Here is a 24,776-nt window from a genome sequence, read left to right as displayed (position 1 = left end):
GCCTCATCCTACGTGGCGTGCCACGGAGCTTCCTGATCAGCCGTGGGTCGCGAGGGTCTCCCCCACCGCCCGCGGCAGGTGCTCGGCGACGTCCCCCGCCGTGATCGGACCGCCCCGGCTCCCCCGACGCTCGGCGGCCAGCGCGCCGGCGCGTCCGTGCAGCCACGCCGCGGCGGCCGCTGCATCCGCCAGACGTTCCGGCGAGGGATCGCCCGCCGCGACCGCACCCGCCACGACCGCTCCGAGCGCACCCGCGAGCACGTCTCCCGTGCCGGCGGTGGCGAGCCAGGGCACGCCGGAGCGGATGCGGCGAAGGCCGCCGTCGGGATCCGCCACGAGCGTCACGGAACCCTTCAACAGGACGACGGCGCCCATCTCGCGAGCGGTCTGGAGCGCTTCGTCTTCCCTGTCGCCCAGGGGCGCGAGCCCGAGGGCGTCACGAAGCCGCGCGAACTCCCGGGCGTGAGGGGTGAGGATCGTCGGCGCCGTGGCATCGGGCGCCAGATCGAGAGCACCCGCGTCGACGACGACGGGCTCGCGGCCGGCGAGCACCTCGTGCAGGGCCTCGGTCTCGGACGGATCGCGAGACGCCGCATCCGTTCCCGAGCCGATCACCCAGGCCTGGACGCGTCCGGGCGCGGTGACCGTCTCGGGTCGGTGCGCCAGCACCATGTCGGCCGCACGCGAGGGCCCGATGTAGCGGACCATTCCGCATCCGGCGCGCCAGGCGGCGCTCACTCCCAGCACCGCCGCGCCCGGATAATCCGCCGAACCGGTGCGCAGGCCCACGACCCCACGGGAATACTTGTCATCGTCCGCTGTTGGCATGCGAAGGATGCGCGCGGTGCGCGTGGCATCCTGCTCGATCGCCGTCATGGCGCCACCCTATCCGCGAAGGAGTACCGTGACCGCGCTGTTCAGCCCCTACACGATTCGAGGCGTCGAGTTCCGCAACCGACTGTGGGTGGCCCCCATGTGCCAGTACAGCGCGCAGGACGGATTCCCCGGGGAGTGGCATCACGTGCACCTGGCCCAATTCGCTTCCGGCGGTGCGGGTCTGGTCATCAGCGAGGCCACCGCGGTGTCGCCCGAGGGCCGCATCTCGCCCGAGGACACCGGAATCTACTCCGACGAGCAGCGCGACGCCTGGGCCCCCATCGTCACCGCGATCCACGCCCGAGGCGCGGCCGCGGGCATCCAGCTTGCCCACGCTGGGCGTAAGGCATCGACGTACTCGCCCTTCTCCGGGCACCGCGGGACTGTGCCGGCGGAGGCCGGCGGATGGGAGGCCGTCGCCCCCTCCGCGATCGCTTTCGAGGGCTACGCCACCCCGCGTGAGCTCACCCGCGACGAGATCGACGCGCTCGTCGCCTCGTTCGCCGCCGCCGCACGCCGCGCCGTCGAGGCGGGCTTCGACGTGCTCGAAGTGCACGCAGCCCACGGCTACCTGCTTCATGAGTTCCTCTCGCCGCTGTCCAACCACCGCACCGACGAGTTCGGCGGCCCGCTGGTCAACCGCGCGCGTCTCCTGCTGCGGGTCGTCGCCGCGGTACGCGAGGCCGCCGGCGAGCTGCCCGTGTTCGTCCGTTTCTCCGGCACCGACTGGGCAGAGGGCGGCTGGGACATCGAGGAGACCGCTCAGGTCGCCGTGTGGGCGGCCGAGGCCGGTGCCGACTTCTTCGACATCTCCTCCGGCGGACTCGTCGCCCACCAGGACATCACCGTCGGGCCCGGCTACCAGGTGCCGCTCGCCCGGCGTGTGCGCGACGAGGGGCTCGCGGTCAGCGCCGTCGGACTCATCGAGACCGGGGCGCAGGCCGAGCAGGTGCTGCAGGACGGCGACGCGGACGCGATCATGGCGGCCCGCGAATGGCTCCGCGACCCGCACTTCGCGCTCCGCGCCGCCGATGAGCTCGGTGTCGTCGGCCCCTGGCCGCCGCAGTACGAGCGCGCCGCGCGCCGCCGCTGAGCCCGGCTCAGCGGCCGCGGCGCGTCGCGTCCTGTACTTCGCCGATCAGCTCCTCGATGACGTCCTCCAGGAAGAGGACGGCGGTCGTGTTGCCCTGAGCGTCGCGCACCTGGGCGAGGTGACGCCCAGCCCGGCGCATGGCCGCCAGCGCATCCTCGAGGTCGGTCGTCTCCTGCACCTGCACCATGTGGTGGATCCGCTTGGCCGGGATCGGACGATCGACCGAGGGGTCGACGCCGTCCTCCGCCACGCGCAGCACATCCTTCAGGTGCACGTAGCCGACCGGCATCCCCTCGTCGTCGACGATCACGTATCGCGAGAAGCCGTGTCGGGCGACCGCGCGCTCGATCTCGTCCGGGGTCGTCAGCTGCGGCAGCGTCACCAGATCCTCGAGCGGGACGGCGACATCGCCCGCATCCTTGTCGGTGAACTCGACGACGGCCGACACCGTGCCGGCCGCATCCTCGAGGACGCCCTCGATGCGCGACTGGTTGACGATCGTGGCCACCTCTTCGAGCGTGAAGGTCGAGGCTGCCTCGTCCTTCGGCTCCACACGGAACAGGCGCACCACGTGATTGGCGATCCAGTTCAGCGTGACGATGACGGGGTGGAACACCCGCGACACCCACACGAGCGGCGGCGCCAGCATCAGCACCGCCCGGTCGGGCACCGAGAAGGCCAGGTTCTTCGGCACCATCTCGCCGAAGACCACGTGCAGGTACGACACCAGCACGAGCGCGACGACGAACGCGATGACGTCGACGGCTGCCTCGCCCCATCCGGTCAGCTCCAGCGGCACCGCCAGCAAGTGGTGGATCGCCGGCTCCGAGACGTTCAGGATCAGCAGCGAGCAGATCGTGATGCCGAGCTGGCACGTCGCGAGCATGAGCGTCGCGTGCTCCATCGCCCACAGCGCCGTCTTCGCGGAGCGCGAGCCCTTCTCCGCGAGCGGCTCGATCTGCGAGCGCCGCGCGGAGATCACCGCGAACTCAGCGCCGACGAAGAACGCGTTGAACACCAGCAGCACGACCAGCCAGAGGATTCCCGCCCAGTCGCTCATCGGTTCCGCTCCTGCTCGTCGATGTCCGCATCCTCCGGGACGGGTCTGGGGGTGAAACGCACACGGTCGACGCGACGACCGTCCATGCGCACGACGGCGAGCGTTCCGTCCTCGATCTCGACCTCATCGCCGACGGCCGGGATGCGGCCGAGCTCGGCCATGAGGAAGCCACCGAGCGTGTCGTAGACCTCTCCCTCGGGAACGCGGATGCCGGTGCGATCGAGCACCTCGTCCGGGCGCAGCGCCGCCGACACGGTCAGCGAGTCCACCCCGCGCACGATCTCGGCCCGGCGGCGGTCGTGCTCGTCGAGCACCTCGCCCACGATCTCCTCGACGAGGTCCTCAAGGGTGACCACGCCGGCCGTTCCGCCGTACTCGTCGAGCACGACGGCCATCTGATAGCCGCGGGCACGAAGCTCGGCGACGAGTTGATCGAGGTGCACGGTCTCGGGAACCCGCAGCGGCTCGGTCGCGAGGGCGGCGGCGGGCACCTCGGTGCGCCGCTCGCGCGGGACACCGACGGCCGCCTTCAGGTGAACGATGCCGACGATGTCGTCCATCGAATCGCCGAAGACGGGGAACCGGCTGTGCCCGGTCTTGCGGGCGAGCTGGATGATGTCGTTCGCCGAGTCGGATGCGGCGACCGCGTGTACACGGGGACGCGGCGTCATCACGTCGTCGGCGGTCAGGCGCGCGAAGGTGAGGCTGCGATCCAGCAGTGACGCCGTGTCCTCCTCCAGCACGCCGGCGCTCGCGGATCGGCGCACGAGACTGGAGAGCTCCTCGGCGGTGCGGGCTCCGGAGAGCTCCTCCTTCGGCTCGATGCCGATGGAGCGCAGGATGCCGTTCGCGCTGCCGTTGAGCACGGAGACCGCCGGACGGAACACCGTCGTGAATGCGACCTGGAACGGCATGACGAGTTTCGCGGTCTGCCGCGGGATCGCGAGGGCGAAGTTCTTGGGGACGAGCTCGCCCAGGATCATGGAGAAGACCGTGGCGATGGCGATGCCGATCGTGGCCGCGAGCCCCACCACGATCGCCTCCGGCACACCCCAACCCGCGAGCACCGGACGCAGGAGGTTCGAGATCGCCGGCTCCATCGTGTAACCGGTCAGCAGTGTCGTCAGAGTGATGCCCAGCTGCGCGCTCGAGAGATGGGTCGAGGTGATGCGCAGCGCGCTGATGGTCATCGCGAGCCGCGACTCACCCGCATCCCTGCGCGCTTCGAGGTCTGCGCGGTCGAGATTCACCAGCGCGAACTCGCTGGCGACGAACAGACCGGTCCCGATCGTGAGCAAGAGCCCCACGCCCAGCATGACGTAATCCATCACACGTCACCTCCCTCGAGGGAGGCGGGTCGGTGGGGCCATCGTCTGCAACTGGGAGGGTCGTCCATCGTGCCGGACAGTCTACGGGAGCCCCGGCTGCTGCGTCCCGTCCCTGTGCACTCGGGCGCCCGACGCCGTCTCTGCTCCCCGCATGGTTGATGCCCGAGTTGCGTCGCATCTGCGCAACCGCCACAGTTCTACGCACCTGCGACAGATGATTCCTGTCGCAGGTGCGCACATGTGTAGCCCCGAGGCGGCAGGCGAAGCACCCCGGGCGTCCTGACCCCTCCTCCCCCGTCCGGTGGATGCGGCGCGCCGTCCTGCAGGAACGGATGCGGCACCCGCCGCCCTCTCGGCGCGCCGCATCATGGCCGCATGACCTGGCGCGACACTCCTCCGCTCACCGACCTTCGCCGACGGCGTGACGAGCCCTTCGACCGGCTCGATGAGCGCCGCCTGCGGCGCGAGATCGAGGCAGGGATCGTCGTGCGAGCCGCACCCGGCGTCTTCGTCGACGGCACCCGCTGGCGGGAGCTCACGCCGATCGCGCGCCACGCGCAACGCGTCTGGGAAGCGTCGGTCCGCGTCGCAGCCGGCACCGTCTTCAGCCATCACGCCGCGGCCGCGCTGCATGGCATCGACACGCTCGGCGAGTGGCCCGTGCGGCTGGATGTCTCCGTCGAGGCGGATGCGGGAGGACGCTCGACCGGACTGATGCGACGGCACACGCGTGCGATGGCGGAGGTGGAGATCCTGCCCTGGGGCGACTGCTTCGTGACCAGCCCGGCGCAGACCGCGGTCGATCTCGCCGCATCCGGTCCGTTCCTCCAGGGAGTCGCCGCGATCGACCAGGCGATCTGGAGCGGACGTTCCGGTGGGGCGCTCGCCACCCTCGCGCAGGTGCGCGAACGTGTGGCCGCACGACGGCGCCGGGGACTCGCCCGCATCCATCGCGCGGTCGTGTTCGCGCGGGACGGCGCGGCCAACGTCCGCGAGAGCCAGAGCAGAGTGCTGATCGCGGAGCTCGGATTCCCGCAGCCGGTGATCCAGCACCGCATCCACCTCACCGACGCCGCTCTGTACATCGCCGACTTCTTCTGGCCGCAGCATGACCACATCGGCGAGTTCGACGGCCTCGGCAAGTACTTCACCCGTGCTCGCGAAAGCGGACGCACGCCACTGCAGTCCCTCGCGGCGGAGAAGGATCGAGAGGACGCCCTGCGGCGTGTCGTTAGCGGGTTCTCGCGGTGGCGCACCGGTGATCTCGACGACCCGCGACGCCTGTACGACATCCTCCGCGGCGCCGGACTCCCGACATCCCGCCCGCGTCCGCTGGGCTAGCTCGTCGCGCTGCCGCCACACTTCTGTGCAACCGCGCCTGTCACTACCTGTGGCGGATGCGGAGAAGTGGCGCATCTGCGCATGTGCGACGCAACTCGGGCATGGAGGACTCGAGCCCTGACGGGTCACCAGCTGACGGGCAGGGCCTTGCCCTCTTCGTAGCCGGCGGCCGACTGGAGCCCCACGAGCGCGCGCTCATGGAACTCCGGCACCGTCGCCGCCCCCGCGTAGGTGAAGGAGGAGCGCACCCCCGAGGTGATCATGTCGAGCAGATCCTCGAGCCCCGGCCGCAACGGGTCGAGGTAGATCTTCGATGACGAGATCCCCTCGGCGAAGAGCTCCTTGCGGGCGAGCTCGTAGGCGTCCAGCCCGCCGAACCGGGCGTGCACGGCCTTCGTCGAGGCCATGCCCCACGACTCCTTGTAGACCCGCCCCTGCGGATCCGCGAACAGCTCACCGGGAGCCTCGATCGTCCCCGCGAACCACGACCCGACCATCACGGATGCGGCACCCGCCGCCAGAGCGAGCGCCACATCCCGCGGGTAGCGCACGCCGCCGTCCGCCCACACGTGCGCTCCCAGCTCACGTGCCGCCGACGCGGTCTCCAGCACGGCCGAGAACTGCGGCCGACCGACGGCGGTCATCATGCGCGTGGTGCACATGGCGCCGGGACCCACCCCGACCTTCAGGATGGAGGCGCCCGCGGTGACGAGATCGTGGACGCCGTCCGCGGTGACGATGTTGCCCGCCACGAGAGGCAGGCCGAGGCCTAGATCCGCGACGGCGCGCAGGGCGCGGAGCATGCCCTCCTGGTGCCCGTGGGCGGTGTCGAGCACGAGCACGTCGACACCGGCGGCGGCCAGGGCCTGCGCTTTGGCGGCGACGTCCCCGTTGATGCCGATCGCCGCGGCGACGATCAGGCGCCCGTCGGCGTCCACCGCGGGGCTGTACAGCGTCGAACGCAGCGCGCTGCGGCGAGAGAGCGTGCCGACGAGATGACCGCGTTCGACAACGCACACCGTCTCGGCATCCGCCGCGACGAGCAGGTCGAACGCGTGACGGGCATCCGTCACGTCGTCCGCATCGATCGCGATCGGACGGGCGCGCACGAGATCACCCAGGGTCGCGTCCGGCAGCGCGGTCGCGAGACGCGTTGCCGGCACGACGCCGACGACCTCGGCGAGGTCGAGGGATGCAGCCGAAGGGTCGGCCACGACGATGCCGTACCCCTCCGTCGCGGGCAGGAGCTTGGCGGCATCCGCTGCGGTCGCGCTCGGAGGCAGCACGATCGGGGTGTCCCAGCGCACCGGCTGACGCTTGACCCAACGGATGGCGGCAGCGAGCTCCTGCAGCGGCATGTCCTGGGGAAGCACGCCCAGCCCGCCACGTCGAGCGAGCGTCGCGGCGAGTCGCGCGCCGGTGACGGAGTTCATGTTGGCGGAGACGACGGGGATGCGCATCGCGGTGCCGTCACGGGGCGACAGATCCACATCCAGACGACTCGTGATGCCGGAGCGTCGAGGTACGAGGAACACGTCGGAGTAGGTGAGGTCGGTCTCGGGGTGCGCGCCGTAGAACTCCATGTCTGCAGAGCGTACGCCGCCCATACTCCGCCGGGCCTGTCAACCGCGACGCGCCGGGAGCGGACGCCGGAATACTCGACTAGGCTTGCGTGTCGTGCGTGTGGGCCCACGACGGCCCCGCATTGCGGATGAATCTCACGAAAGCGGGCGATCGAGAGTGTCGAGCCAGGTGACGGGCGTCGGAGTATCGAACGAAGGAGAGTTCGGAGCCAATGAGTGGCTCGTCGAGGAACTCTACGAACAGTTCCTTGTCGACCGTAACTCGGTCGACAAGTCCTGGTGGCCGGTCCTGGAGGCCTACCACTCCCAGGCCGGATCAGGGGGCGCCCCCCAGGCAGCGCCCGCCGCGTCCGAGCCCCACCCGGTGACCGCGCCGATCCCCGTGATCGGCTCGCAGCCTGTGGCTCGCACGACCGGCAAGCCGGCCAAGCCGCAGCCGATCCCGGCGCAGGCTCCCAAGGCTCAACCCTCCGACCCTGCGGGCGAGGTGCAGGAGGACGTCGTCACGACCCTCAAGGGTATGACGAAGACCCTCGCCGCCAACATGGACGAGTCGCTGACGGTGCCCACTGCGACGAGTGTGCGCACGGTCCCGGCCAAGCTGATGATCGACAACCGCATCGTCATCAACAACCACATGGCGCGAACCCGTGGCGGCAAGGTGAGCTTCACCCACCTGATCGGGTGGGCGCTCATCCAGGCGCTCAAGGAGTTCCCGAGCCAGAACGTCTTCTACGCCGAGGTCGACGGCAAGCCCTCGGTCGTCGCTCCCGCCCACATCAACCTGGGCATCGCGATCGACCTCCCCAAGCCCGACGGAACGCGCGCGCTCATGGTGCCGAGCATCAAGCGTGCGGAGTCGCTCACGTTCAACGAGTTCCTCGCTTCTTACGAGGACCTCGTCAAGCGCGCCCGCACGAACAAGCTGACGGCAGCCGACTTCCAGGGCACCACGCTCTCGCTCACCAACCCGGGCGGCATCGGCACCGTGCACTCGGTGCCCCGCCTCATGAAGGGCCAAGGCTGCATCATCGGCGCGGGAGCCCTCGAGTACCCCGCCGAGTTCCAGGGCTCGAGCGAGAAGACGCTCGTCGAGCTCGGCATCGGCAAGACCATCACCCTGACGAGCACGTACGACCACCGCGTGATCCAGGGCGCCGGTTCCGGCGAGTTCCTCAAGAAGGTCCACGAGCTGCTGATCGGCCAGCGTGACTTCTACGAAGGCATCTTCGCGGCGCTGCGCATCCCCTACGCCCCCATCCACTGGGGCAGCGACATCAACGTCGATCTGGCGGAGCGCATCGACAAGGGCGCACGTGTCCAGGAGCTCATCAACTCGTACCGGGTGCGCGGCCACCTGATGGCCGACATCGATCCGCTCGAGTACGTCCAGCGCACGCACCCCGACCTCGAGATCGAGAGCCATGGGCTCACCTTCTGGGACCTCGACCGCGAGTTCGTCGTGGGCGGTTTCGGCGGCAAGCGCCAGATGAAGCTCCGCGACATCCTCGGGGTGCTGCGCGACTCCTACTGCCGCACCCTGGGCATCGAGTACATGCACATCCAGGACCCGGTGCAGCGCAAGTGGTTCCAGGACAACGTCGAGGTGAAGTACCAGAAGCCCGGCCACGACGAGCAGCTGCGCATCCTCTCCAAACTGAACCAGGCCGAGGCCTTCGAGACGTTCCTGCAGACCAAGTACGTCGGCCAGAAGCGCTTCAGCCTCGAGGGCAGCGAATCGGTCATCCCGCTGCTCGACGAGATCCTGCAGGGCGCGGCCTCCGCGGGACTCGACGGCGCGGCCATCGGTATGGCGCACCGCGGTCGCCTGAACGTGCTGACCAACGTCGCCGGCAAGACCTACGGCCAAGTCTTCCGCGAGTTCGAGGGCACGAGCCTGCCCGGCAACAAACGCGGCTCGGGCGACGTGAAGTACCACCTGGGCACCGAAGGCACGTTCCAATCGGATGCGGGCACGGAGCTTCCCGTGATCCTCGCCGCCAACCCCTCGCACCTCGAGACCGTCGACGGCGTGCTCGAGGGCATCGTGCGCGCCAAGCAGGACCGCAAGCCGATCGGCACCTTCGCGTGGCTGCCCATCCTCGTCCACGGCGATGCGGCCTTCGCCGGCCAGGGTGTCGTCGTCGAGACGCTGCAGATGTCGCAGCTGCGCGGATACCGCACCGGCGGCACCGTACACGTCGTCATCAACAACCAGCTCGGCTTCACGACGCTGCCGGTCGACGGACGCACCTCGGTCTACGCGACGGATGTGGCCAAGACCATCCAGGCTCCCATCCTCCATGTGAACGGCGACGACCCGGAAGCCGTCGTGCGCGCCGCCGAGCTGGCCTTCCGGTACCGCCAGGAGTTCCACCGCGACATCGTCATCGATCTCGTGAGCTACCGCCGCCGCGGTCACAACGAGGGCGACGACCCGTCGATGACGCAGCCGCTGATGACGAACCTCGTCGAAGCGAAGCGTTCGGTGCGCCGCCTCTACACGGAGTCGCTCGTCGGTCGGGGCGACATCACCGAGGAAGAGTACGAGCAGGCCAAGCGCGACTTCCAGGACCGCCTCGAGGTGGCGTTCGCCGAGACGCACGAGGCGGAGACGGGCACCCACCCTGTCGTCGCCGAGAGCGTCGAGGTCGAGCGGGCCGTCGGCGAGCCGGAGACGACAGGCGTGTCGACCGACGTCGTACAGCTGATCGGCGACGCCTTCGTGAACAAGCCCGACGGCTTCACGGTGCACGCCAAGCTGCAGCAGCTGCTCGACAAGCGGCACACCATGAGCCGCTCGGGCGGCATCGACTGGGCCTTCGGCGAGCTGCTCGCATTCGGATCCCTGCTCGTCGAGGGAACGCCGGTGCGCCTGGCGGGCCAGGACTCCCGTCGCGGCACGTTCGTGCAGCGCCACGCCGTCTTCCACGACCGCGACAACGGTCAGGAATGGTTGCCGCTGACGAACCTCAGCGAGGGTCAGGGACGCTTCTTCGTCTACGACTCGCTGCTCAGCGAGTACGCGGCTGTCGCGTTCGAGTACGGCTACTCGGTCGAGCGCCCGGACGCGCTGGTGCTGTGGGAGGCGCAGTTCGGTGACTTCGCCAACGGCGCCCAGACGGTGATCGACACCTACCTCTCGTCGGCCGACCAGAAGTGGGGCCAGCAGTCGAGCGTCGTGCTGCTGCTCCCGCACGGCTACGAGGGCGCCGGCCCCGACCACTCCTCCGCCCGCATCGAGCGTTTCCTGCAGATGTGCGCGCAGGAGAACATGACCGTCGCGCGCCCCTCGACGCCCGCTTCCTATTTCCATCTGCTGCGCCGCCAGGCGTACGCTCAGCCGCGCCGCCCGCTCGTCGTGTTCACCCCGAAGGCCATGCTGCGTCTGCGCGACGCCGTCAGCCCCGTCGAGGCGTTCACACAGGGCAGGTTCGAGCCGGTGCTGGACGATGAGCGCGGCGTCGACAAGAACGCCGTCACGCGCGTGCTGCTGCACGCCGGCAAGATCCACTGGGATCTGCGTTCGGAGCTCGACAAGAACCCCGACGGCCGTGTGGCGCTGGTGCGCCTCGAGCAGTACTACCCCGCGCCGATCGACGAGCTGAACGCCGTCATCGACAGCTATCCGAACGCGGAGCTCGTGTGGGTCCAGGAAGAGCCCGAGAACCAGGGCGCGTGGCCCTTCATCGCTCTCGAGGTCGTCAAGCACCTGCATGACCGCACGATCCGCGTGGTCTCGCGGGCCGCATCCGCTTCGCCCGCGGCCGGCTCGGCGAAGATGCACCAGATCGAGCAGGCGGAGCTCCTGCGCCGCGCGCTCACGTTCTGAGCCGGCTCATGTGAAGGCGGGCCCCGGAATGCCGGGGCCCGCCTTCTCTCGTCCCAGGCGTCACCCCGCGGCGGGTGCCTCCAGGCCGAGGCGGGGCGCGAGCGCGCCGATCGCATAGTCCAGACCCTTCTGGAGGACGGGTCCGGTGTGCCCTTCCCCCGGGATGGTCTGCGTGAGTACCGCGAATCCGGCCGCCTGTGCACGCGCGGCGTTCGCGACCTGTCCCGGGCCGAACTGTGCGTCCTGCTCACCGTGCGTGAAGACGGCCTCATGCCCCGCGTACTGCCCGGGATGCGCGGCGAGCAGCGCAGCCGGACTCGCCGCGTCGAAGGCTGCACGATTGCCGCCGAAGACCTCCTTGACGGTCTGATCGATGTGTTCCGAGCCCGGGTACTCGTTGCCGGAGATGTCCATGATGTTGCCCCAGGTCTGCGGGAACTGGGCGCCGTATGTGAGGGCGCAGGCTCCCCCGTTCGAGTAGCCGCCGATGACCCAGTAGGCGGGGTCGTCGACGATGTTCAGGCGCGCCCGCGCGTACGCGGGGACATCGACGTTGAGATACGTGGAGGCCTTCCCGTACTTCGTGGAATCCGCGCATGCGGGGTCGACATCGACCGAGCCGAGCTGATCGGCGACGATCGCGATCGGGGCGAGGCCGTTGTGGGCGGCCGCGAAGGCGTCGAGGCTCTTGGCCAGCACCGTCGGATCGGGAGTGCCGGGCTGGCCCATCATGAACACCAGCAGCGGCAGGCGCGGCGGGTCCGGCACCAGAGCTGCGGGCGGCAGGTACAGCGCCGCGTCTCGCGCCTGGAACCCTGTGGCCGGGATCTTCTGATCCCCCGACAACGCACTCACTCGGCCCTTCGAGGGCATGCCCGCCGGCGGTGTCCACGTCTGGTACAGCGTCGCTGCGTCCCCCGATGCGGCAGACGTTCCCGGCAGCGGAGCACTGTCCAACGCCTGTATGCCGAGGATCGCGGCGAGATTGCCGGTGAGTCCATAGGCGGCATTGACGCTCACCCCCATCCCGATCACGCCGGTGACGATCAGCAACGCGGCCACCGCGCGACGCCACCACGGACGGACGAACACCCCCACCGCGCCCATGGCGACGGTCGCGACACCCGCCGACATCCAGACGGCGGCATGCACCGGAAGCGGCCCCTGGAAGACGTCCCACGCCTCCAGCAGATGGGCACCGGCGTAGCCGATGACGGCGCCCGCCGCGGCGGTGATCAGCAGACGGCGGATGCGGCGCGGCGGCACGACGAGCACGATGAGGGCGCACACGGCGGCGACCGACCAGACCACCCATCGCAGCGGACTGTTGATGAGCTCGAGAGTCAGCAGCCACTGGATCATCTGTCTCCTCCTCGAGCGCTGCGCAGCAGCGCCAGCACATCACGCACAGTAGCGTCGGGCAGGTAGGCCCTGCCGACGGCGGTACCGATCCGCGGCAGATCGACCGGGTCGCCGTACGCCAGCCAGATCGTGCGATACCGGGGATGGAACTTCCGTTTGAACCGGAAGAGGGAGTCGAAGCCGTACGCCGGCTCCAGAGTCCGGGCCAACCAGCCCAGCACCCCCGAGAGGATCGACGTGTCACCGGGGACCTCGACGTCGGGGTTGACCGCCATCGGAGCCCCGGAGAGACTGAGCTCGGCCACCCCGTCGGCGGCCGCCTGCTGTGCGGCGCGCGCGATCGCGAACTCCATCAGCCCGTTGGGCCCGTCGGCGCGTCGCCGCATGAAATCGAGCGTCCATCCACTCGGCACGCCGTCGCGCCAGGAGGGCAGCCAGCTCGTGACGACCTGGATGCGGCCCGCGTCGTCGACCGCGAGCAGCAATGCCACGTCCGGGTCGATGATCTCCTCGAGCGTGCCCAGGGTGAATCCCATCTCGGGCAGCGCCTTGTCGGCGACCCACTGCTCGTCGATCTCGCGGATCTGCGAACGCTCGGCGGCGCTGAGATCCGCCCACCGCGTCCAGACCGCCGTCATGCCTTCGCGTTCTGCGCGGGTCACCGGCTGGCGCACCTTCTGCCACTGCTTACCCTCGAGAGTGACCTCGGAGGCGTCCAGCACCGTCTCCTCCCCCACGGAGACGTACTTCCATCCCATGTCGTCGAAGACCGGCAGAGCATCGTCGTGGATGCTGTAGAAGGCCGCCGTCCACCCGGACTCGCCGCAGAAGTCGACGAAGCCCCTGATGGCGCGCTCCTGCTCTCCGCTCGGCGCGAGCGGGTCACCGACCGCGAGAGCGACATCGCCCACGAGGCGGTACGCGACGGCGCAGGTGCGGTCGACGCTGTACCAGTAGCTGGTGCCGCGCCAGGTCCCGAGGAACGAGAGGGTCCCGCCGCCCCGCCGCAGCAGGTCGCGGTACAGGCGCGCATCCGCATCCTCGGGACGACGGACGCTGCGGTAGAGGCGCACGAGAGCGAGGACGACGATCGCCCAGAAGACGACGCCGACCCACTGGTAGATCCACAGGGCTGCGCCGTGACGCGGGAACGGCGGCTGGCCGATGCCCTGCAGGAAGGCAGGAGGGACGAACCGTCGCCATGACTCGACGACGATGTCCGTGAGCGTCGGAGTCACGTCGAACGACTGCTGCAGCAGCGTCTCACTCGCCACGAAGACGGCACCGCAGGCGAGGAAGGCGATCAGCACCGTCGCCGCGAAGGTTCGGGCCGCGTGACGGGTCGCGCGAACGGGGAACCGTCGCCGCACCACGATCAGCGCCGAGGCGCTCGCGACGGGTACGCCGATCGAGGCGATGCCCCACAGCAGGTACTCGAGTCCCGACCCGTCCGCCCAGGGCTCGATGGCGAGCTCTCCGCTGAGCAGCGCGTAGAGGGCGAGGACGGCCAGCACGCCCTGGACGCAGACCGCCAGCACGAGGCCGGCGCGGCGTCCGCGTCGAAGACCCAGTGCGGCCACGATCAGCAGCACCAGCGGCACGAGGGCGAGGAGCACGGGTCCGACGCCGCGCGTGAGCACGAGCGCGAACTCGTGATCGCACACGGGTCGGTAGCTCACCTCGCACCGCTGGACGAGATGCTCGTCGAAGGCGAGGAAGGACGAGGCCACCAGCGAGAACGGACCCCGACCGCCGCCCGCGATCACCGCAGCGAGCGGCCCGAGACCGGTGATCGCGACGAGCACCGCCATCAAAGCGCGCACCTCGCGCGAGGAGGACCGGTGCCAGTCCAGCCGGGGCATCCGCCGCGCCATGAGCGACCCCGCGACGAGTCCCAGCAGGGCCGCGATCAGCCGATACCACGAGTCGGCATCGCCCGCGTACAGGGCGAACATGACGACGATGGCGAGCGCGACGAGCCTGATCCGACGCCGCCAGAGCGCGGAAGAGAGAGCGGATGCGGCCAGTACCGCGGCGAAGATCCCCATCGAAGGATCCAGCACGGGGTCGTTCGATTCCAGGGGGCGCAGCTCGTCGAATCCCCACAGCACGGCGTGCGCGAGCGCGCCGAGAAGGATCGACACGACCCCGCCGGCCACGAAGACGATCGCGGAGCGCACGTGACCCAGCACCGACTCGGCATAGGCGAATGCCGTCAGCGCGAGGAGGAGGCTGAGGAAGACCTCGACCGTCGAATCGGGCACGACGAGGGCCGTGACAACGGACCACCACCGGCCGTCCGCGAGCGCGGCAGCGCCGCTTCCCCAGGCGGTCGCATCCGCACCCCAGAGGGAGCCCGTGGCGATCGATGCAGCCAGGATGACGACGGCGAGGCCGAGGGCGACCGCATGGCGCACCGCGTATCGACGCACCTGCGCCGCCGTGATCACGTGGCGCCGGGTGCGCGACGAGCCCGCCTGTGACACGCGACCTCCCACGGACTCAGAGTGCCGCCGTCACCCTATCGATCGGGGATGGTGCGCGGGAGCGGAACTCTGTGCGTCAGTGATGAGTCGCCTGTGCGGCGCGGAGCCGCTCCAGAACCTGGTCGCGGAGCTTGTCGGGTGCCGTCTCTTTGCACGCGCGCGCCACGACCTCGGTGAGCGTGGTCGCGACGAGCGCCTCGTCGCGGCACTCCGCGCACGTCTCGAGGTGCTCGCGGATATCGCTGTGCTCGACGTGGCACATCTCGTTGCGGAGGTACTCCTCGAGATCGCGCCGGGCCTTCTCGCAGCCGCAGTCGGTCATTTCTTGCTCCTGGGTGCAGACGGGGCAATGCCCCGTTCCTTCGCGTAGTCGGCGAGCAGGTCACGAAGCATGCGCCGGCCTCGGTGCAGGCGGCTCATGACCGTGCCGATAGGGGTCTTCATGATGTCGGCGATCTCCTGGTAGGCGAAACCTTCGACGTCAGCGAGGTACACCGCCAGCCGGAAGTCCTCGGGGATCGATTGCAGCGCCTCTTTGACGATCGACGCCGGCATATGATCGATCGCCTCCGCCTCGGCGGAACGGGTGCTGGTGGCGGTGGTCGACTCTGCGCCGCCGAGCTGCCAGTCCTCGAGATCATCGATGGCGCCCTGGTAGGGCTCGCGCTGCTTCTTGCGGTACACGTTGATGTACGTGTTCGTCAGGATGCGGTACAGCCAGGCCTTGAGGTTGGTGCCCTGCGCGAACGTCGCCCACGAGGAGAACGCCTTCACGAAGGTCTCCTGCACGAGATCCGCTGCGTCCGAGGGATTGCGCGTCATGCGCATCGCCGCCGCGTACAGCTGATCCATGAACGGCAACGCCTGCTCCTCGAACTGGGAGCGGGTGTCCACGGCAGAACTGGTGTCGTCCATCGTGGGCAATCCTACGCGTTGCCCACGAGCGACTTCCGGGCGCTCGAGCACGGCGTTCATACGCGACCTTCCTTCACCGTCGATCGGAACGGTTCAGTAGGGTGGAACCGATGAGCGACGAGCGCTATTCCCCCGATCTCGCCGGCTGGGCCGCACCGAGCGCGTCCGCGGCGGTGCGGGCGATCGTCCACGTGCCCGGCTCCAAGTCGCTGACCAACCGTGAACTGGTCCTCGCCGCACTGGCGGACGGCCCCGGCATCCTGCGCGCGCCGTTGCACTCCGACGACTCGGCGCGGATGCTGGACGCCCTCGCCGCCCTCGGCGTGGGCATCGAGCGCATCGAGGGGTCCGGCCCTTTCGGCGACGACCTGCGGATCACGCCCGCGATCGCCGCACCCGCCGACGTCGTCGTGGACTGCGGCCAGGCCGGCACCGTCATGCGCTTCGTGACGCCGGTGGCCGGCTTCGCCCGGGGCGACGTGACCGTCACGGCCCACGAGAGCGCGCTGCACCGCCCGATGGGCGAGATGATCCGAACGCTTCGCGAGGTCGGCGTCGACATCGACGATGCCGGCACGTGGTCGCTACCCTTCCTCGTACGCGGGCGCGGGCATGTGCGCGGCGGCGAGGTGACGATCGACGCGAGCGCGTCGAGCCAGTTCGTCTCCGGCCTCCTGCTGTCGGCGGCGCGTTTCGACGTGGGCCTGCACCTGCGCCACGACGGCGCGCGTCTGCCTTCGATCCCCCACATCGACATGACCGTGGAATCGCTCGCGCACCGTGGCGTCCATGTGGAGCGCCCGGCGCCCGGCGAGTGGATCGTCCCCCCCGGACCGATCCGCGCGAAGGACATCGCCATCGAACCGGATCTGTCCAACGCGGCCCCGTTCCTCGCGGCCGCACTCGTCACCGGGGGCGAGGTCACCGTCGGCGGGTGGCCCGCGCATTCGACGCAGCCCGGTGCTCAGCTGCCCGAGCTGCTGGGCGCGTTCGGTGCACGAAGCAGCCGCCGTCACGGAAGCCTGACGGTCACCGGCGGGGATGGCATCACCGGCGTGGACCTCGATCTCTCGGCTGTGGGAGAGCTCGCGCCCACCCTGGTGGGACTCGCGCTGCTGGCGGATGCGCCCTCCACATTCGTGGGCATCGGTCATCTGCGCGGCCACGAGACCGATCGCCTGGCGGCGCTCGTGCACAACGTCCGCGCCCTGGGGGGCGAGGCCGAAGAGCTCGAAGACGGCATCCGCGTCGCACCGCGCCCCCTCTCCGCAGGGCTGTGGCGCGCGTTCCATGATCACCGGATGGCCACCACCGGCGCAGTGGTCGGACTGGCCGTGCCGGGCGTCGTCGTGGACGACATCGGCACGACGGCGAAGACCATGCCGGAGTTCCCCGAGCTGTGGGACCGCATGCTCGCGGGCACGGAGTCCGCCGGGTGAGCTGGCTGCCGCCGGACGACGACGAGGACGACCTCGCCTACGACGAGTCCGCCTTCCGCGCGCGCCCGAACCCCAAAGCGAACAGGCCGCGCACCAAGCGCAGGCCGGCCCATGCCGACGCGCGCATCGCACGCGTCCTCGGCGTGGACCGCGGGCGCTACCAGGTGCTCGTGGACGAAGACGAGCCCACCGAGCGCGAGATCGTGGCCACTCGCGCGCGGGAGCTGCGGCGCACCCCGATCGTCACGGGCGACCGCGCCCGGGTGGTCGGGGATGTGAGCGGCACCGAGGGCACGCTCTCCCGCATCGTGGGCATCGAGGATCGCACCACCCTCCTCCGGCGCAGCGCCGACGACACCGACCAGGTGGAACGCGTCGTGGTCGCCAACGCCGACCAGATGCTCGTCGTCGTGGCCGCGGCAGACCCGGAGCCGCGAGCGCGCCTGGTCGACCGCTATCTGATCGCCGCGCTCGACGCCGGGATCCGCCCGCTTCTCGTGGTGACCAAGACCGACCTGGCCGACCCGGCGCCGTTCCTGTCGCACTTCGACGGCATCGACATCGACGTCTTCACGAGCGCTCGCGGCGAGATGCCGGTCGAACGCATCGGCGCCGCGCTGATCGGACACTCCACCGTCTTCGTCGGACATTCCGGCGTCGGCAAGTCGACCCTCGTGAATGCGCTCGTGCCGGGCGCCGGGCGCGCGACCGGCCACGTCAACGAGGTCACCGGGCGCGGGCGCCACACCTCGAGCTCGACGGTGTCGCTGCGCTACCGAGGCGATGGGGGCTCCGGCTGGGTGATCGACACCCCGGGCGTGCGCTCCTTCGGGCTGGGTCACGTGGACCCCGCGAACATCCTGCGCGCCTTCACCGACCTGGCCGCTGTCGCCGAGGACTGCCCGCGCGGCTGCACCCACCTGCCCGACGCCCCGGACTGCGCGATCATCGCCGCGGTGGCCGAGGGCAGGCTGGGCCCGAGCGGTGCGGCGCGCTTGGACTCTCTGCAGCGCCTGCTGACCACGTTCGGAGGTCGCTGAGCGCCTACGCTGGAATCATGACTCAGCTGCAGCCCGGCGACATCGCCCCCGACTTCACGCTCCACGACCAGGACGGCGACGCCGTCTCGCTCGAGGGGTTCCGTGGCCGGCCCGTCATCCTCTACTTCTACCCCGCGGCCATGACGCCGGGGTGCACGACCCAGGCGTGCGACTTCCGCGACAGCCTCTCCTCCCTCACCGCCGCCGGGTACACCGTGCTCGGCGTCTCACGGGACTCGTCCGAGAAGCTCCGCACATTCCGTGAGCGCGACGGCCTCACCTTCCCGCTGCTCTCCGACCCTGACCACGCGGTGCACGATGCGTACGGTGCGTGGGGCGAGAAGACGAACTACGGCAAGACCGTCGAGGGCGTGCTCCGCTCGACGTTCGTGATCGACGCGGACGGACGCATCGAGCAGGCGCTCTACAACGTCAAGGCGACCGGTCACGTCGCCCGACTGCGCAAGCTCCTCGGTATCGAGGGCTGAGAAGGATCAGTCTTCGCGCCGGGCGTTCTGAGCCGCCCGGCGCGCCGCCGAGATCAGAAGCACGAGCACGATCAACGCGGGAACGCCCAGCTGGAGCCCGTTGAGCGGATGCCCGTACGTCCCGGTCACCGCTCCGATCGCGACCGCGAGCACCAGCAGCTGGACCACGATGCCTCCCGAGCGACCGGCCGAGCGACCGCGTGCCGCGGCGACGCCGAAGGCGACGACCAGCGCGGCACCGAGCAGCGTCAGCACGATCAGGGCGATCGCCGTCGCCGGGGACGCCGTGTCGCCTTGCGCGAGAGCGATGAGCTGCCAGAGGGCGAGCCCCGCGAGCGCGACGCCCTCGAGAACCACGAGTCCGCCCGCGACCAGGCTCAGCAGGTCGTTGCGCATGGCATCTCCGGAGTTGTGGGATTGGACAGTATTCGCACGCATGCAGTTGGTGACGGGACACAAAACAACCGGTGAACCCTTGATTCACCCTGGTCACTGTGGAACGATTGACGACGTCGTGTGCTCCCACAGCGGCGTGGGGCGAGCTGAAGCTCGCACATCACACAGGGTACCGGACCCCGATCCGGGCTCTTTCACAACCCACCCGTTCTGACCTTTTTCCGACGCCTGAGGAGCAACATCACATGGATTGGCGCGACAAATCAGCCTGCCTGACCGTAGACCCGGAGCTGTTCTTCCCGGTCGGCAACACCGGTCCGGCAGTCGACCAGATCGAGAAGGCCAAGTCCGTGTGCGCTCGCTGCACCGTCACGGAGATCTGCCTGCAGTACGCCCTCGAGACCGGCCAGGACTCGGGCGTCTGGGGAGGCCTCTCCGAAGATGAGCGCCGCGCCCTCAAGCGCCGCGCCGCGCGCGCCCGTCGCGCTTCCTGAGCGCTCCGACACGCTTTTCACTCCGCATCCGCCGTTCCTGCGCCCACAAGCGCCAGGTGCGGCGGATGCGTCGTTCTCACACCTCGCTGCGGTCGATGTAGCGCAGCGGGATGTCGATCGTGACCTCGGTGCCCCGACCCATGATCGTGTGCCAGTCGATCGTGCCGCCCAGCTCTCCCTGGATCAGGGTGCGCACGATCTGCGTGCCCAGGCCGCGGCCCACCTGACCTTCGGGAAGACCGACCCCGCTGTCGCGGACCCGGACCTCCAGGTTGTCCTCGGAGCGCTCCGCGGCGATCTCCACCTCGCCCTCCTGCCCGGCGAGTCCATGCTCGACGGCGTTCGTGACGAGCTCAGTGAGAGCGAGCGCCAGTGGGGTCGCATACTCGCTCGGCAGCGTTCCGAACGAACCGGTCTTGCGAGTCCGCGCCCGCGTCGTGGGCGCTGCCGCCACCTCGGCGACGAGCTTCAGCACGCGCGAGAACACCTCGTCGAAGTCGACGTTCTGCGTCAGCCCCTCCGAGAGCGTGTCGTGCACCACGGCGATCGCCGATACGCGCCGCGTGGCGTGCGTGAGTGCGTCGCGGGCCTCGTCCGAGTGCGTGCGGCGAGCCTGGATCCGCAGCAGCGAGGCGACGGTCTGCAGGTTGTTCTTGACCCGGTGATGGATCTCACGGATCGTCGCGTCCTTGGTGATCAGCTCCTGATCGCGGTGACGGAGCTCTGTCACGTCACGGCACAGCACGATCGCACCGATGCGGTTGCCGTGGTCTCGCAGCGGAATGGCGCGCAGCGCCACGGTGACGCCCCTGGCCTCGATGTCCACGCGCCACGGCGCGCGGCCGGTGGCGACGACCGGCAGCGACTCGTCGAACTGACGCTTCTCGGGGAGGATCTGCGTGATGACCTCCACGAGCGGCTCGCCCTCGAGCTCGTCCTCGAATCCCATCCGGTAGAACGCGGACAGCGCGTTCGGGCTCGCGAAGGTGGTGAGTCCGTCCACGTCGATCCGGATGAGACCGTCGGACGCACGGGGCGCGCCGCGGCGCGGCGATGCGGGTGCGGCGACGTCGGGGAACTCGCCTGTCGCCACCATCCCGAACAGGTCGTCGGCGCAGTCGTTGAAGGTGATCTGCTGACGCGACGGCGTGCGGGCCTCTCCGAGGTTCGTATGGCGCGTCAGGACGCCGAGGACGCGGGCGTGGGCATCCGCTGCCGCGCGAGCACGGACGACGGGCACGGCGCGCACGCGCGTGGGGGTCTCCTCGAACCAGTCCGGCGACGCGGAATCCACGATGCGACCGCTCGTGAAGGCCTCGCGCACCTGGGCGCGCCACTGTGGCCGGACACGGTCACCGACGATGTCGCGGTAGAAGAGCGTCGCTGCGCCGGACGGACGCGTGTGCGCGACGGCGATGAAGGAGTCGTCGTCGGTGGGCACCCACAGCACGATGTCCGCGAAGGCGAGATCCGCGAGGAGCTGCCCGTCCCCGGCCAGCCGGTGCAGCCACTCCACATCGGCGGGGTCGGAGAAGCCGTGCGCGTAGACGAGATCGCTGAGGGTCGACACCACTCCACCCTATGCGGACGCGGCCCACCGTTCGCGCGGGCTCCCACCGCCGCGGCGCTCGCGGCGCGTGGTCGCCACCGTCATCGGCGGCAGCAACGACTCCCCGACGATGCGTCGGATGGCCGAGACCATCGCCGATCTGGCTGCCACCTCGGCGGCGGGCCGCGCCGCCAGCATCGCCGCATCCGCCGCTCTGCGATCCTCCGGGACGAACCACATCTCGCGCACGTCCGCATATCGCTCCAGCGTGCGGCGGAGCTGTCCACGTGCGTCGATGCCGACACCGCCGCGGCGGAGCCGGTTCACGACGACTGTCAACGGCGTCGAGCCGACGATCGCCCGCAGCTCAGCCACCGATCGCAGGAAGCGTGCGACGGAGACGGGGTCGGCAGCGAGGACCGCCACGACGTGATCCGCGGCCTCGAGCGCGGCCAGTGTCGCGGCGTTCCGACGGGGTCCGGCGATCACATCGCTCACGATCTCCTCGTCGCGCTCGAGCGAGGCGGCGACGTCCACCACGGTGTGCTCGGCCCATTCTGCGCACGCGGCGAGCGCGGCACGCACGCGCTTCTCGCTGAGCTCCGGCCATCTCGACGGGCGGTTGATGCCGGTGAGCACGTCCACATCGGCGCCTCCGAGAGGCACCGAGATGCGCTGGAGCTCGACCTCGTCCAAGGCGTCCAGCTCGGCTTGGCGGCATGCGACCGCGAATCCCGGGCCCTCGTCGGGAAGCCCGAGCGCCATAGCCAGGGAGGGCGCGTGGGCGTCCGCATCGACGAGCGCCACGTGACGGCCACCGCGGGCGAGTTCGGCGGCGAGTCCCACGGCGATGGTGGTTCTCCCGGGAGCGCCGTGCGGCCCCCACACGGCGACCAGGCGCGGACCGGAGATGGCTGGTCGAGTGGTCACAGGCGAGGCTGACGCGGTGGTGAGGGCGGCCGCCGCCTCTCTCGCCGAACCGGTCGCCGCTATCGGAGACGAGAGCCCGAAGGCCGCGGCCAGACGAGCGGCGGCCGCGTCGTCGCCGAGCGGCAGGACCCGCACACCACGGGCGTCCGCGAGAGCGATGGTGTGTACGGTCAGCTGATCGACGCGCGCGGCGAGCACCAGGGTGTCGGCGGCAGCGAGGAGCGCGTCCAGTTCCGCATCCGGTCGGTGGCCGGCTGCGACGGTGGCCGTGAACCGCTCCGGGGCATAGATCGCCACGTCGGCAGCACCCTCCAGCAGGAGTTGCTCCCGCAGCGCGAGCGCGACAGCCTGCGGGAGGACGAGGACCGCACGGGAGATCACGACACCCCTCGCGCGGGGACCACCGACAACGTCGCCTCGCCCGCGAGCGCCGCCAGCACATCCGCCACGCACTCCCGGGGAACGATGAGCTCGACAGAGGGCGAAGCGCTCGCCATCACCGTGTCACTGCTCGGAAGGGCCGCAACCACCGCATCGGCGACCAGGATGCGGGGAGCCTGCCGGACACCCTCGCCGTCGAGCGGGGCGGCCCAGACCTCCACCGGGGTCCCCGCCTCCACGGACGCGGGGATGGCGGTGCTGCTGGGCACGACGATCGTGGTGGTGCGGACGTCGGACGCGGCGCCCACGGCGGCCGCGGGGATGAGCTCGCCGGCGGGGATCGTGCGCGTCGCAACGGCGTCGGTGGGCAGCGTGTCCCCCGACGCGTAGGCGCCCTCCAGTGACCCCAGCGCGACGTCGACGACGCGCAGCTCCGACGGCGAGATGCTCTCGCCGGGCACGAGTGTTCGCGTCGCCGCATAGACGGGGACCGTCTGCCGCGCCGATGCGACGACGAACCAGACGCCGGCGATCGAGGCGAGGACGAGCACGACGCCGATCACGAAGCGCGCATCCGCCCATAACGCGCGAGGACGCTGACGGGGCGTGGCCTGAGCTGTCATGGCGTACATGCTGACCGAGGCCCCGTCGGACCGTCGGATCTTATCCACAGCGCTCTTATCCACATGGCGCGCCACCGCGCCGAGGCGTCGGAAGGGCACCGCATAATTGAGGGCATGCCCGACACGACCCCGCCCGAGGGCCGCCTCCTTACCCCGGCATCCGTTGCCGAGGCACTGTCGGTGTCGGTCGACGAGGTCATTGCCCTCGTCATGGAAGGACGGCTGCGCGGCGTCCGCATCGGCGAGAGCCGCCAGTGGCGCATCGAAGAGGCCAGCGTGTCGGACTATCTCGACGACGAAGCAGAAGACGCCCGCCGGATGGCGCTGTGGCGGCAGTCCAATGCCGCCAGCTTCCCGGAGCTGTGGGGGCACGGTCGGGTGCGCAACCCCGACTGACCGTCTCAGAGGACGTCGGCGCCCTCCCACCGCACCCAGGAGAGTGCGGTCAAGGGGACCAGGCGGTAGCCGCGGACGTTCGCGGAGCGACGCGGCTCGTCGATGTCGTGCAGCGCGAGATCCAAGTGGTCCGCCCCGGCACGGTCGATCGTCCCCGACACGGAGCGCGTTCCCACCTGCATCGTGACGGGAATGCGTCGTCGCGCGAGATCGCGCAGGACGAAGCCGATCCCCATACGTTCCGACACACCCACCCGCGGTGACGGATGCGGTCGCGCCGCGCGCAGGAGGTCGCCCTCCCCCACGCCCACGGAAGCAACGGCCGCGACCGGCACGAGCACACTGCGTCGTTGCGCCTCAAGCGCCATCCAGTCGGCACCGACCGCGGTCAGAACTCCGATGAGCGCCTCCGAGGCGATGAGATCGACAGCGAGGTCGGGGCGTTGCGTCTCATCCGTGCGGGCGAGCACCAGAAGCCTCTCGCGCAGGGTCACGCGTGACAATCGCAGCCGCTCGGCCTCTGTATCCAAGACCGCGCGCTCCGCTTCCCACTCGGCATCGAACTGCCCCTGCAGGTCTTCGAAGAAGCGTTCCCAGCGCACGCCGCGAGATTAGACCGATACCCCCGCAATCATGAGAAGTTTTCCACAAACCGTTTCCGACCTGGCCGAACTGCTCTACTGATCCCGCTCAGGATCCCCGTTCATGTGAGGCCCAGATGGTTCAGATCGCCACCGGCGCGACGCGCCCCGAACGCAGCTTCATGCGCTTGTCCGCAGACTTCTTCGCGCCGCAGCCGACGTCATCGTCCGAGCTGCCCGATCCCGTGCCGCTGGTGCGCAACCTCACCAACGGCGTGCTCGAGGCCCTCGCGGGGGTCCGCGACATCGATCAGCTCGCACGATGGATGACCGAGGACACCTACCGCGCCCTTCTCACGCGCGTCAACCTCGCCACCCGCGCCCGCAGTGCGCGTGGCGTCGCCGCCGCTCGCCCCGTGCACTCGATTCTCAGCGTGCACCACTCCGAGCCCGCCGACGGCGTCGTCGAGGCCGTCGTGGTCGTCGCCGGACCCGCACGCACCCGTGCCGTGGCCATCCGCTTGGAGGGCATGGACCGCCGCTGGCGAGCCACCTCGCTCGCCCTCCTGTGAGAATGCTCTCA

The 24,776-nt window shown here is 70.0% G+C and carries 22 protein-coding genes; 9 read left to right on the top strand and 13 right to left on the bottom strand.

Annotated features, from left to right (window positions below; genetic code table 11):
* Positions 1 to 36: 36 nt before the first annotated feature.
* Positions 37 to 876 (bottom strand): NAD(P)H-hydrate dehydratase, encoded by an 840-nt coding sequence (locus SK224_RS14900; protein ID WP_320435435.1) that lies wholly within the window; start codon positions 874 to 876, stop codon positions 37 to 39.
* A gap of 28 nt (positions 877 to 904) precedes the next feature.
* Here SK224_RS14900 and SK224_RS14895 point away from each other — a divergent pair, with 28 nt between their 5' ends.
* On the top strand, positions 905 to 1,969 hold the full coding sequence (locus SK224_RS14895) for an NADH:flavin oxidoreductase/NADH oxidase (protein ID WP_320435434.1): 1,065 nt from the start codon (positions 905 to 907) through the stop codon (positions 1,967 to 1,969).
* 7 nt (positions 1,970 to 1,976) lie between these two features.
* Here the strand turns inward: SK224_RS14895 and SK224_RS14890 are convergent, their stop codons facing one another.
* Both SK224_RS14890 and SK224_RS14885 read right to left on the bottom strand, forming a co-directional pair.
* Complete coding sequence (locus tag SK224_RS14890) at positions 1,977 to 3,029, bottom strand: hemolysin family protein (protein ID WP_320435433.1); 1,053 nt, start codon at positions 3,027 to 3,029, stop codon at positions 1,977 to 1,979.
* Positions 3,026 to 4,357: a hemolysin family protein gene (locus SK224_RS14885; protein ID WP_320435432.1), complete on the bottom strand. Its 1,332-nt coding sequence runs from the start codon at positions 4,355 to 4,357 to the stop codon at positions 3,026 to 3,028. Before SK224_RS14885 ends, SK224_RS14890 begins: the two co-directional genes overlap by 4 nt.
* 375 nt (positions 4,358 to 4,732) lie before the next feature.
* Here SK224_RS14885 and SK224_RS14880 point away from each other — a divergent pair, with 375 nt between their 5' ends.
* Complete coding sequence (locus tag SK224_RS14880; protein ID WP_320435431.1) at positions 4,733 to 5,698, top strand: hypothetical protein; 966 nt, start codon at positions 4,733 to 4,735, stop codon at positions 5,696 to 5,698.
* A 125-nt stretch (positions 5,699 to 5,823) separates the two neighbouring features.
* On the opposite strand, the gene SK224_RS14875 is transcribed toward SK224_RS14880, so the two are convergent.
* Positions 5,824 to 7,281, bottom strand: coding sequence for a GuaB1 family IMP dehydrogenase-related protein (locus tag SK224_RS14875; RefSeq protein ID WP_320435430.1), 1,458 nt, complete (start codon positions 7,279 to 7,281; stop codon positions 5,824 to 5,826).
* A 157-nt stretch (positions 7,282 to 7,438) separates the two neighbouring features.
* Between SK224_RS14875 and SK224_RS14870 the strand changes: the two genes are divergently transcribed.
* A complete protein-coding gene (locus SK224_RS14870; protein ID WP_320435429.1) occupies positions 7,439 to 11,113 on the top strand; it encodes a multifunctional oxoglutarate decarboxylase/oxoglutarate dehydrogenase thiamine pyrophosphate-binding subunit/dihydrolipoyllysine-residue succinyltransferase subunit in 3,675 nt (1,224 codons plus the stop codon).
* A 60-nt stretch (positions 11,114 to 11,173) separates the two neighbouring features.
* Here the strand turns inward: SK224_RS14870 and SK224_RS14865 are convergent, their stop codons facing one another.
* The 4 genes from SK224_RS14865 to SK224_RS14850 all read right to left on the bottom strand — a co-directional run bounded on the left by SK224_RS14865 (position 11,174) and on the right by SK224_RS14850 (position 15,876).
* Positions 11,174 to 12,475, bottom strand: coding sequence for an alpha/beta hydrolase (locus SK224_RS14865; RefSeq protein ID WP_320435428.1), 1,302 nt, complete (start codon positions 12,473 to 12,475; stop codon positions 11,174 to 11,176).
* Positions 12,472 to 14,961: a DUF2156 domain-containing protein gene (locus tag SK224_RS14860; RefSeq protein WP_320435427.1), complete on the bottom strand. Its 2,490-nt coding sequence runs from the start codon at positions 14,959 to 14,961 to the stop codon at positions 12,472 to 12,474. Before SK224_RS14860 ends, SK224_RS14865 begins: the two co-directional genes overlap by 4 nt.
* A 76-nt stretch (positions 14,962 to 15,037) precedes the next feature.
* Complete coding sequence (locus SK224_RS14855) at positions 15,038 to 15,283, bottom strand: zf-HC2 domain-containing protein (protein WP_137416407.1); 246 nt, start codon at positions 15,281 to 15,283, stop codon at positions 15,038 to 15,040.
* Complete coding sequence (locus tag SK224_RS14850) at positions 15,280 to 15,876, bottom strand: sigma-70 family RNA polymerase sigma factor (RefSeq protein WP_320435426.1); 597 nt, start codon at positions 15,874 to 15,876, stop codon at positions 15,280 to 15,282. Before SK224_RS14850 ends, SK224_RS14855 begins: the two co-directional genes overlap by 4 nt.
* 110 nt (positions 15,877 to 15,986) lie before the next feature.
* Here SK224_RS14850 and aroA point away from each other — a divergent pair, with 110 nt between their 5' ends.
* Genes aroA through bcp form a run of 3 tightly spaced genes read left to right on the top strand, consistent with a single transcriptional unit; the run spans position 15,987 to position 18,843 of the window.
* Positions 15,987 to 17,315 carry a 3-phosphoshikimate 1-carboxyvinyltransferase gene (gene aroA / locus SK224_RS14845; RefSeq protein WP_320435425.1) on the top strand — a complete coding sequence of 443 codons (1,329 nt, stop codon included), beginning with the start codon at positions 15,987 to 15,989 and terminating at the stop codon, positions 17,313 to 17,315.
* Positions 17,312 to 18,355, top strand: coding sequence for a ribosome small subunit-dependent GTPase A (rsgA, locus tag SK224_RS14840; protein ID WP_320435424.1), 1,044 nt, complete (start codon positions 17,312 to 17,314; stop codon positions 18,353 to 18,355). The genes aroA and rsgA overlap by 4 nt, the downstream gene beginning before the upstream one ends.
* 17 nt (positions 18,356 to 18,372) lie before the next feature.
* Complete coding sequence (bcp, locus tag SK224_RS14835) at positions 18,373 to 18,843, top strand: thioredoxin-dependent thiol peroxidase (protein WP_309732628.1); 471 nt, start codon at positions 18,373 to 18,375, stop codon at positions 18,841 to 18,843.
* 6 nt (positions 18,844 to 18,849) lie between these two features.
* Here bcp and SK224_RS14830 read toward each other — a convergent pair whose 3' ends face one another.
* Positions 18,850 to 19,239 carry a histidine kinase gene (locus SK224_RS14830; protein WP_320435423.1) on the bottom strand — a complete coding sequence of 130 codons (390 nt, stop codon included), beginning with the start codon at positions 19,237 to 19,239 and terminating at the stop codon, positions 18,850 to 18,852.
* A 245-nt stretch (positions 19,240 to 19,484) separates the two neighbouring features.
* On the opposite strand from SK224_RS14830, the gene SK224_RS14825 reads away from it, so the two are divergent.
* Positions 19,485 to 19,733 (top strand): WhiB family transcriptional regulator, encoded by a 249-nt coding sequence (locus SK224_RS14825; protein WP_121060093.1) that lies wholly within the window; start codon positions 19,485 to 19,487, stop codon positions 19,731 to 19,733.
* A 76-nt stretch (positions 19,734 to 19,809) separates the two neighbouring features.
* Here the strand turns inward: SK224_RS14825 and SK224_RS14820 are convergent, their stop codons facing one another.
* From SK224_RS14820 to SK224_RS14810, 3 genes are read right to left on the bottom strand one after another with little or no spacing between them, the layout of a single operon-like run.
* Entirely contained in the window at positions 19,810 to 21,303 is a 1,494-nt protein-coding gene (locus tag SK224_RS14820; protein WP_320435422.1) for a sensor histidine kinase, read from the bottom strand.
* A gap of 9 nt (positions 21,304 to 21,312) precedes the next feature.
* Positions 21,313 to 22,593 (bottom strand): hypothetical protein, encoded by a 1,281-nt coding sequence (locus tag SK224_RS14815; RefSeq protein ID WP_320435421.1) that lies wholly within the window; start codon positions 22,591 to 22,593, stop codon positions 21,313 to 21,315.
* Positions 22,590 to 23,216, bottom strand: a complete 627-nt coding sequence (locus SK224_RS14810) for an SAF domain-containing protein (protein ID WP_320435420.1) — start codon at positions 23,214 to 23,216, stop codon at positions 22,590 to 22,592. Before SK224_RS14810 ends, SK224_RS14815 begins: the two co-directional genes overlap by 4 nt.
* Before the next feature lie 114 nt (positions 23,217 to 23,330).
* Between SK224_RS14810 and SK224_RS14805 the strand changes: the two genes are divergently transcribed.
* The gene (locus tag SK224_RS14805) at positions 23,331 to 23,612 is read left to right on the top strand and encodes a helix-turn-helix domain-containing protein (protein WP_320435419.1); all 282 of its coding nucleotides are present in this window, start codon (positions 23,331 to 23,333) and stop codon (positions 23,610 to 23,612) included.
* 5 nt (positions 23,613 to 23,617) lie between these two features.
* On the opposite strand, the gene SK224_RS14800 is transcribed toward SK224_RS14805, so the two are convergent.
* On the bottom strand, positions 23,618 to 24,214 hold the full coding sequence (locus SK224_RS14800; protein ID WP_320435418.1) for a hypothetical protein: 597 nt from the start codon (positions 24,212 to 24,214) through the stop codon (positions 23,618 to 23,620).
* 116 nt (positions 24,215 to 24,330) lie between these two features.
* Here SK224_RS14800 and SK224_RS14795 point away from each other — a divergent pair, with 116 nt between their 5' ends.
* Positions 24,331 to 24,765: an Rv3235 family protein gene (locus tag SK224_RS14795; protein WP_137416396.1), complete on the top strand. Its 435-nt coding sequence runs from the start codon at positions 24,331 to 24,333 to the stop codon at positions 24,763 to 24,765.
* Positions 24,766 to 24,776 lie beyond the last annotated feature (11 nt).

Origin of the sequence: Microbacterium sp. BG28, from assembly GCF_034044005.1 — a bacterium.
Classification (GTDB): domain Bacteria; phylum Actinomycetota; class Actinomycetes; order Actinomycetales; family Microbacteriaceae; genus Microbacterium.
The sequence above is the reverse complement of the archived record's forward strand: the minus strand, read 5'-3'. Positions and strand labels throughout refer to the sequence as shown.

Coding starts and splice junctions, on each gene's coding strand:
- SK224_RS14900 (WP_320435435.1), bottom strand. CDS start 876: ATGACGGCGATCGAGCAGGATGCCACGCGCACCGCGCGCATCCTTCGC.
- SK224_RS14890 (WP_320435433.1), bottom strand. CDS start 3,029: ATGAGCGACTGGGCGGGAATCCTCTGGCTGGTCGTGCTGCTGGTGTTC.
- SK224_RS14885 (WP_320435432.1), bottom strand. CDS start 4,357: ATGGATTACGTCATGCTGGGCGTGGGGCTCTTGCTCACGATCGGGACC.
- SK224_RS14880 (WP_320435431.1), top strand. CDS start 4,733: ATGACCTGGCGCGACACTCCTCCGCTCACCGACCTTCGCCGACGGCGT.
- SK224_RS14875 (WP_320435430.1), bottom strand. CDS start 7,281: ATGGAGTTCTACGGCGCGCACCCCGAGACCGACCTCACCTACTCCGAC.
- SK224_RS14865 (WP_320435428.1), bottom strand. CDS start 12,475: ATGATCCAGTGGCTGCTGACTCTCGAGCTCATCAACAGTCCGCTGCGA.
- SK224_RS14855 (WP_137416407.1), bottom strand. CDS start 15,283: ATGACCGACTGCGGCTGCGAGAAGGCCCGGCGCGATCTCGAGGAGTAC.
- SK224_RS14850 (WP_320435426.1), bottom strand. CDS start 15,876: ATGGACGACACCAGTTCTGCCGTGGACACCCGCTCCCAGTTCGAGGAG.
- aroA (WP_320435425.1), top strand. CDS start 15,987: ATGAGCGACGAGCGCTATTCCCCCGATCTCGCCGGCTGGGCCGCACCG.
- bcp (WP_309732628.1), top strand. CDS start 18,373: ATGACTCAGCTGCAGCCCGGCGACATCGCCCCCGACTTCACGCTCCAC.
- SK224_RS14830 (WP_320435423.1), bottom strand. CDS start 19,239: ATGCGCAACGACCTGCTGAGCCTGGTCGCGGGCGGACTCGTGGTTCTC.
- SK224_RS14825 (WP_121060093.1), top strand. CDS start 19,485: ATGGATTGGCGCGACAAATCAGCCTGCCTGACCGTAGACCCGGAGCTG.
- SK224_RS14810 (WP_320435420.1), bottom strand. CDS start 23,216: ATGACAGCTCAGGCCACGCCCCGTCAGCGTCCTCGCGCGTTATGGGCG.
- SK224_RS14805 (WP_320435419.1), top strand. CDS start 23,331: ATGCCCGACACGACCCCGCCCGAGGGCCGCCTCCTTACCCCGGCATCC.
- SK224_RS14795 (WP_137416396.1), top strand. CDS start 24,331: ATGGTTCAGATCGCCACCGGCGCGACGCGCCCCGAACGCAGCTTCATG.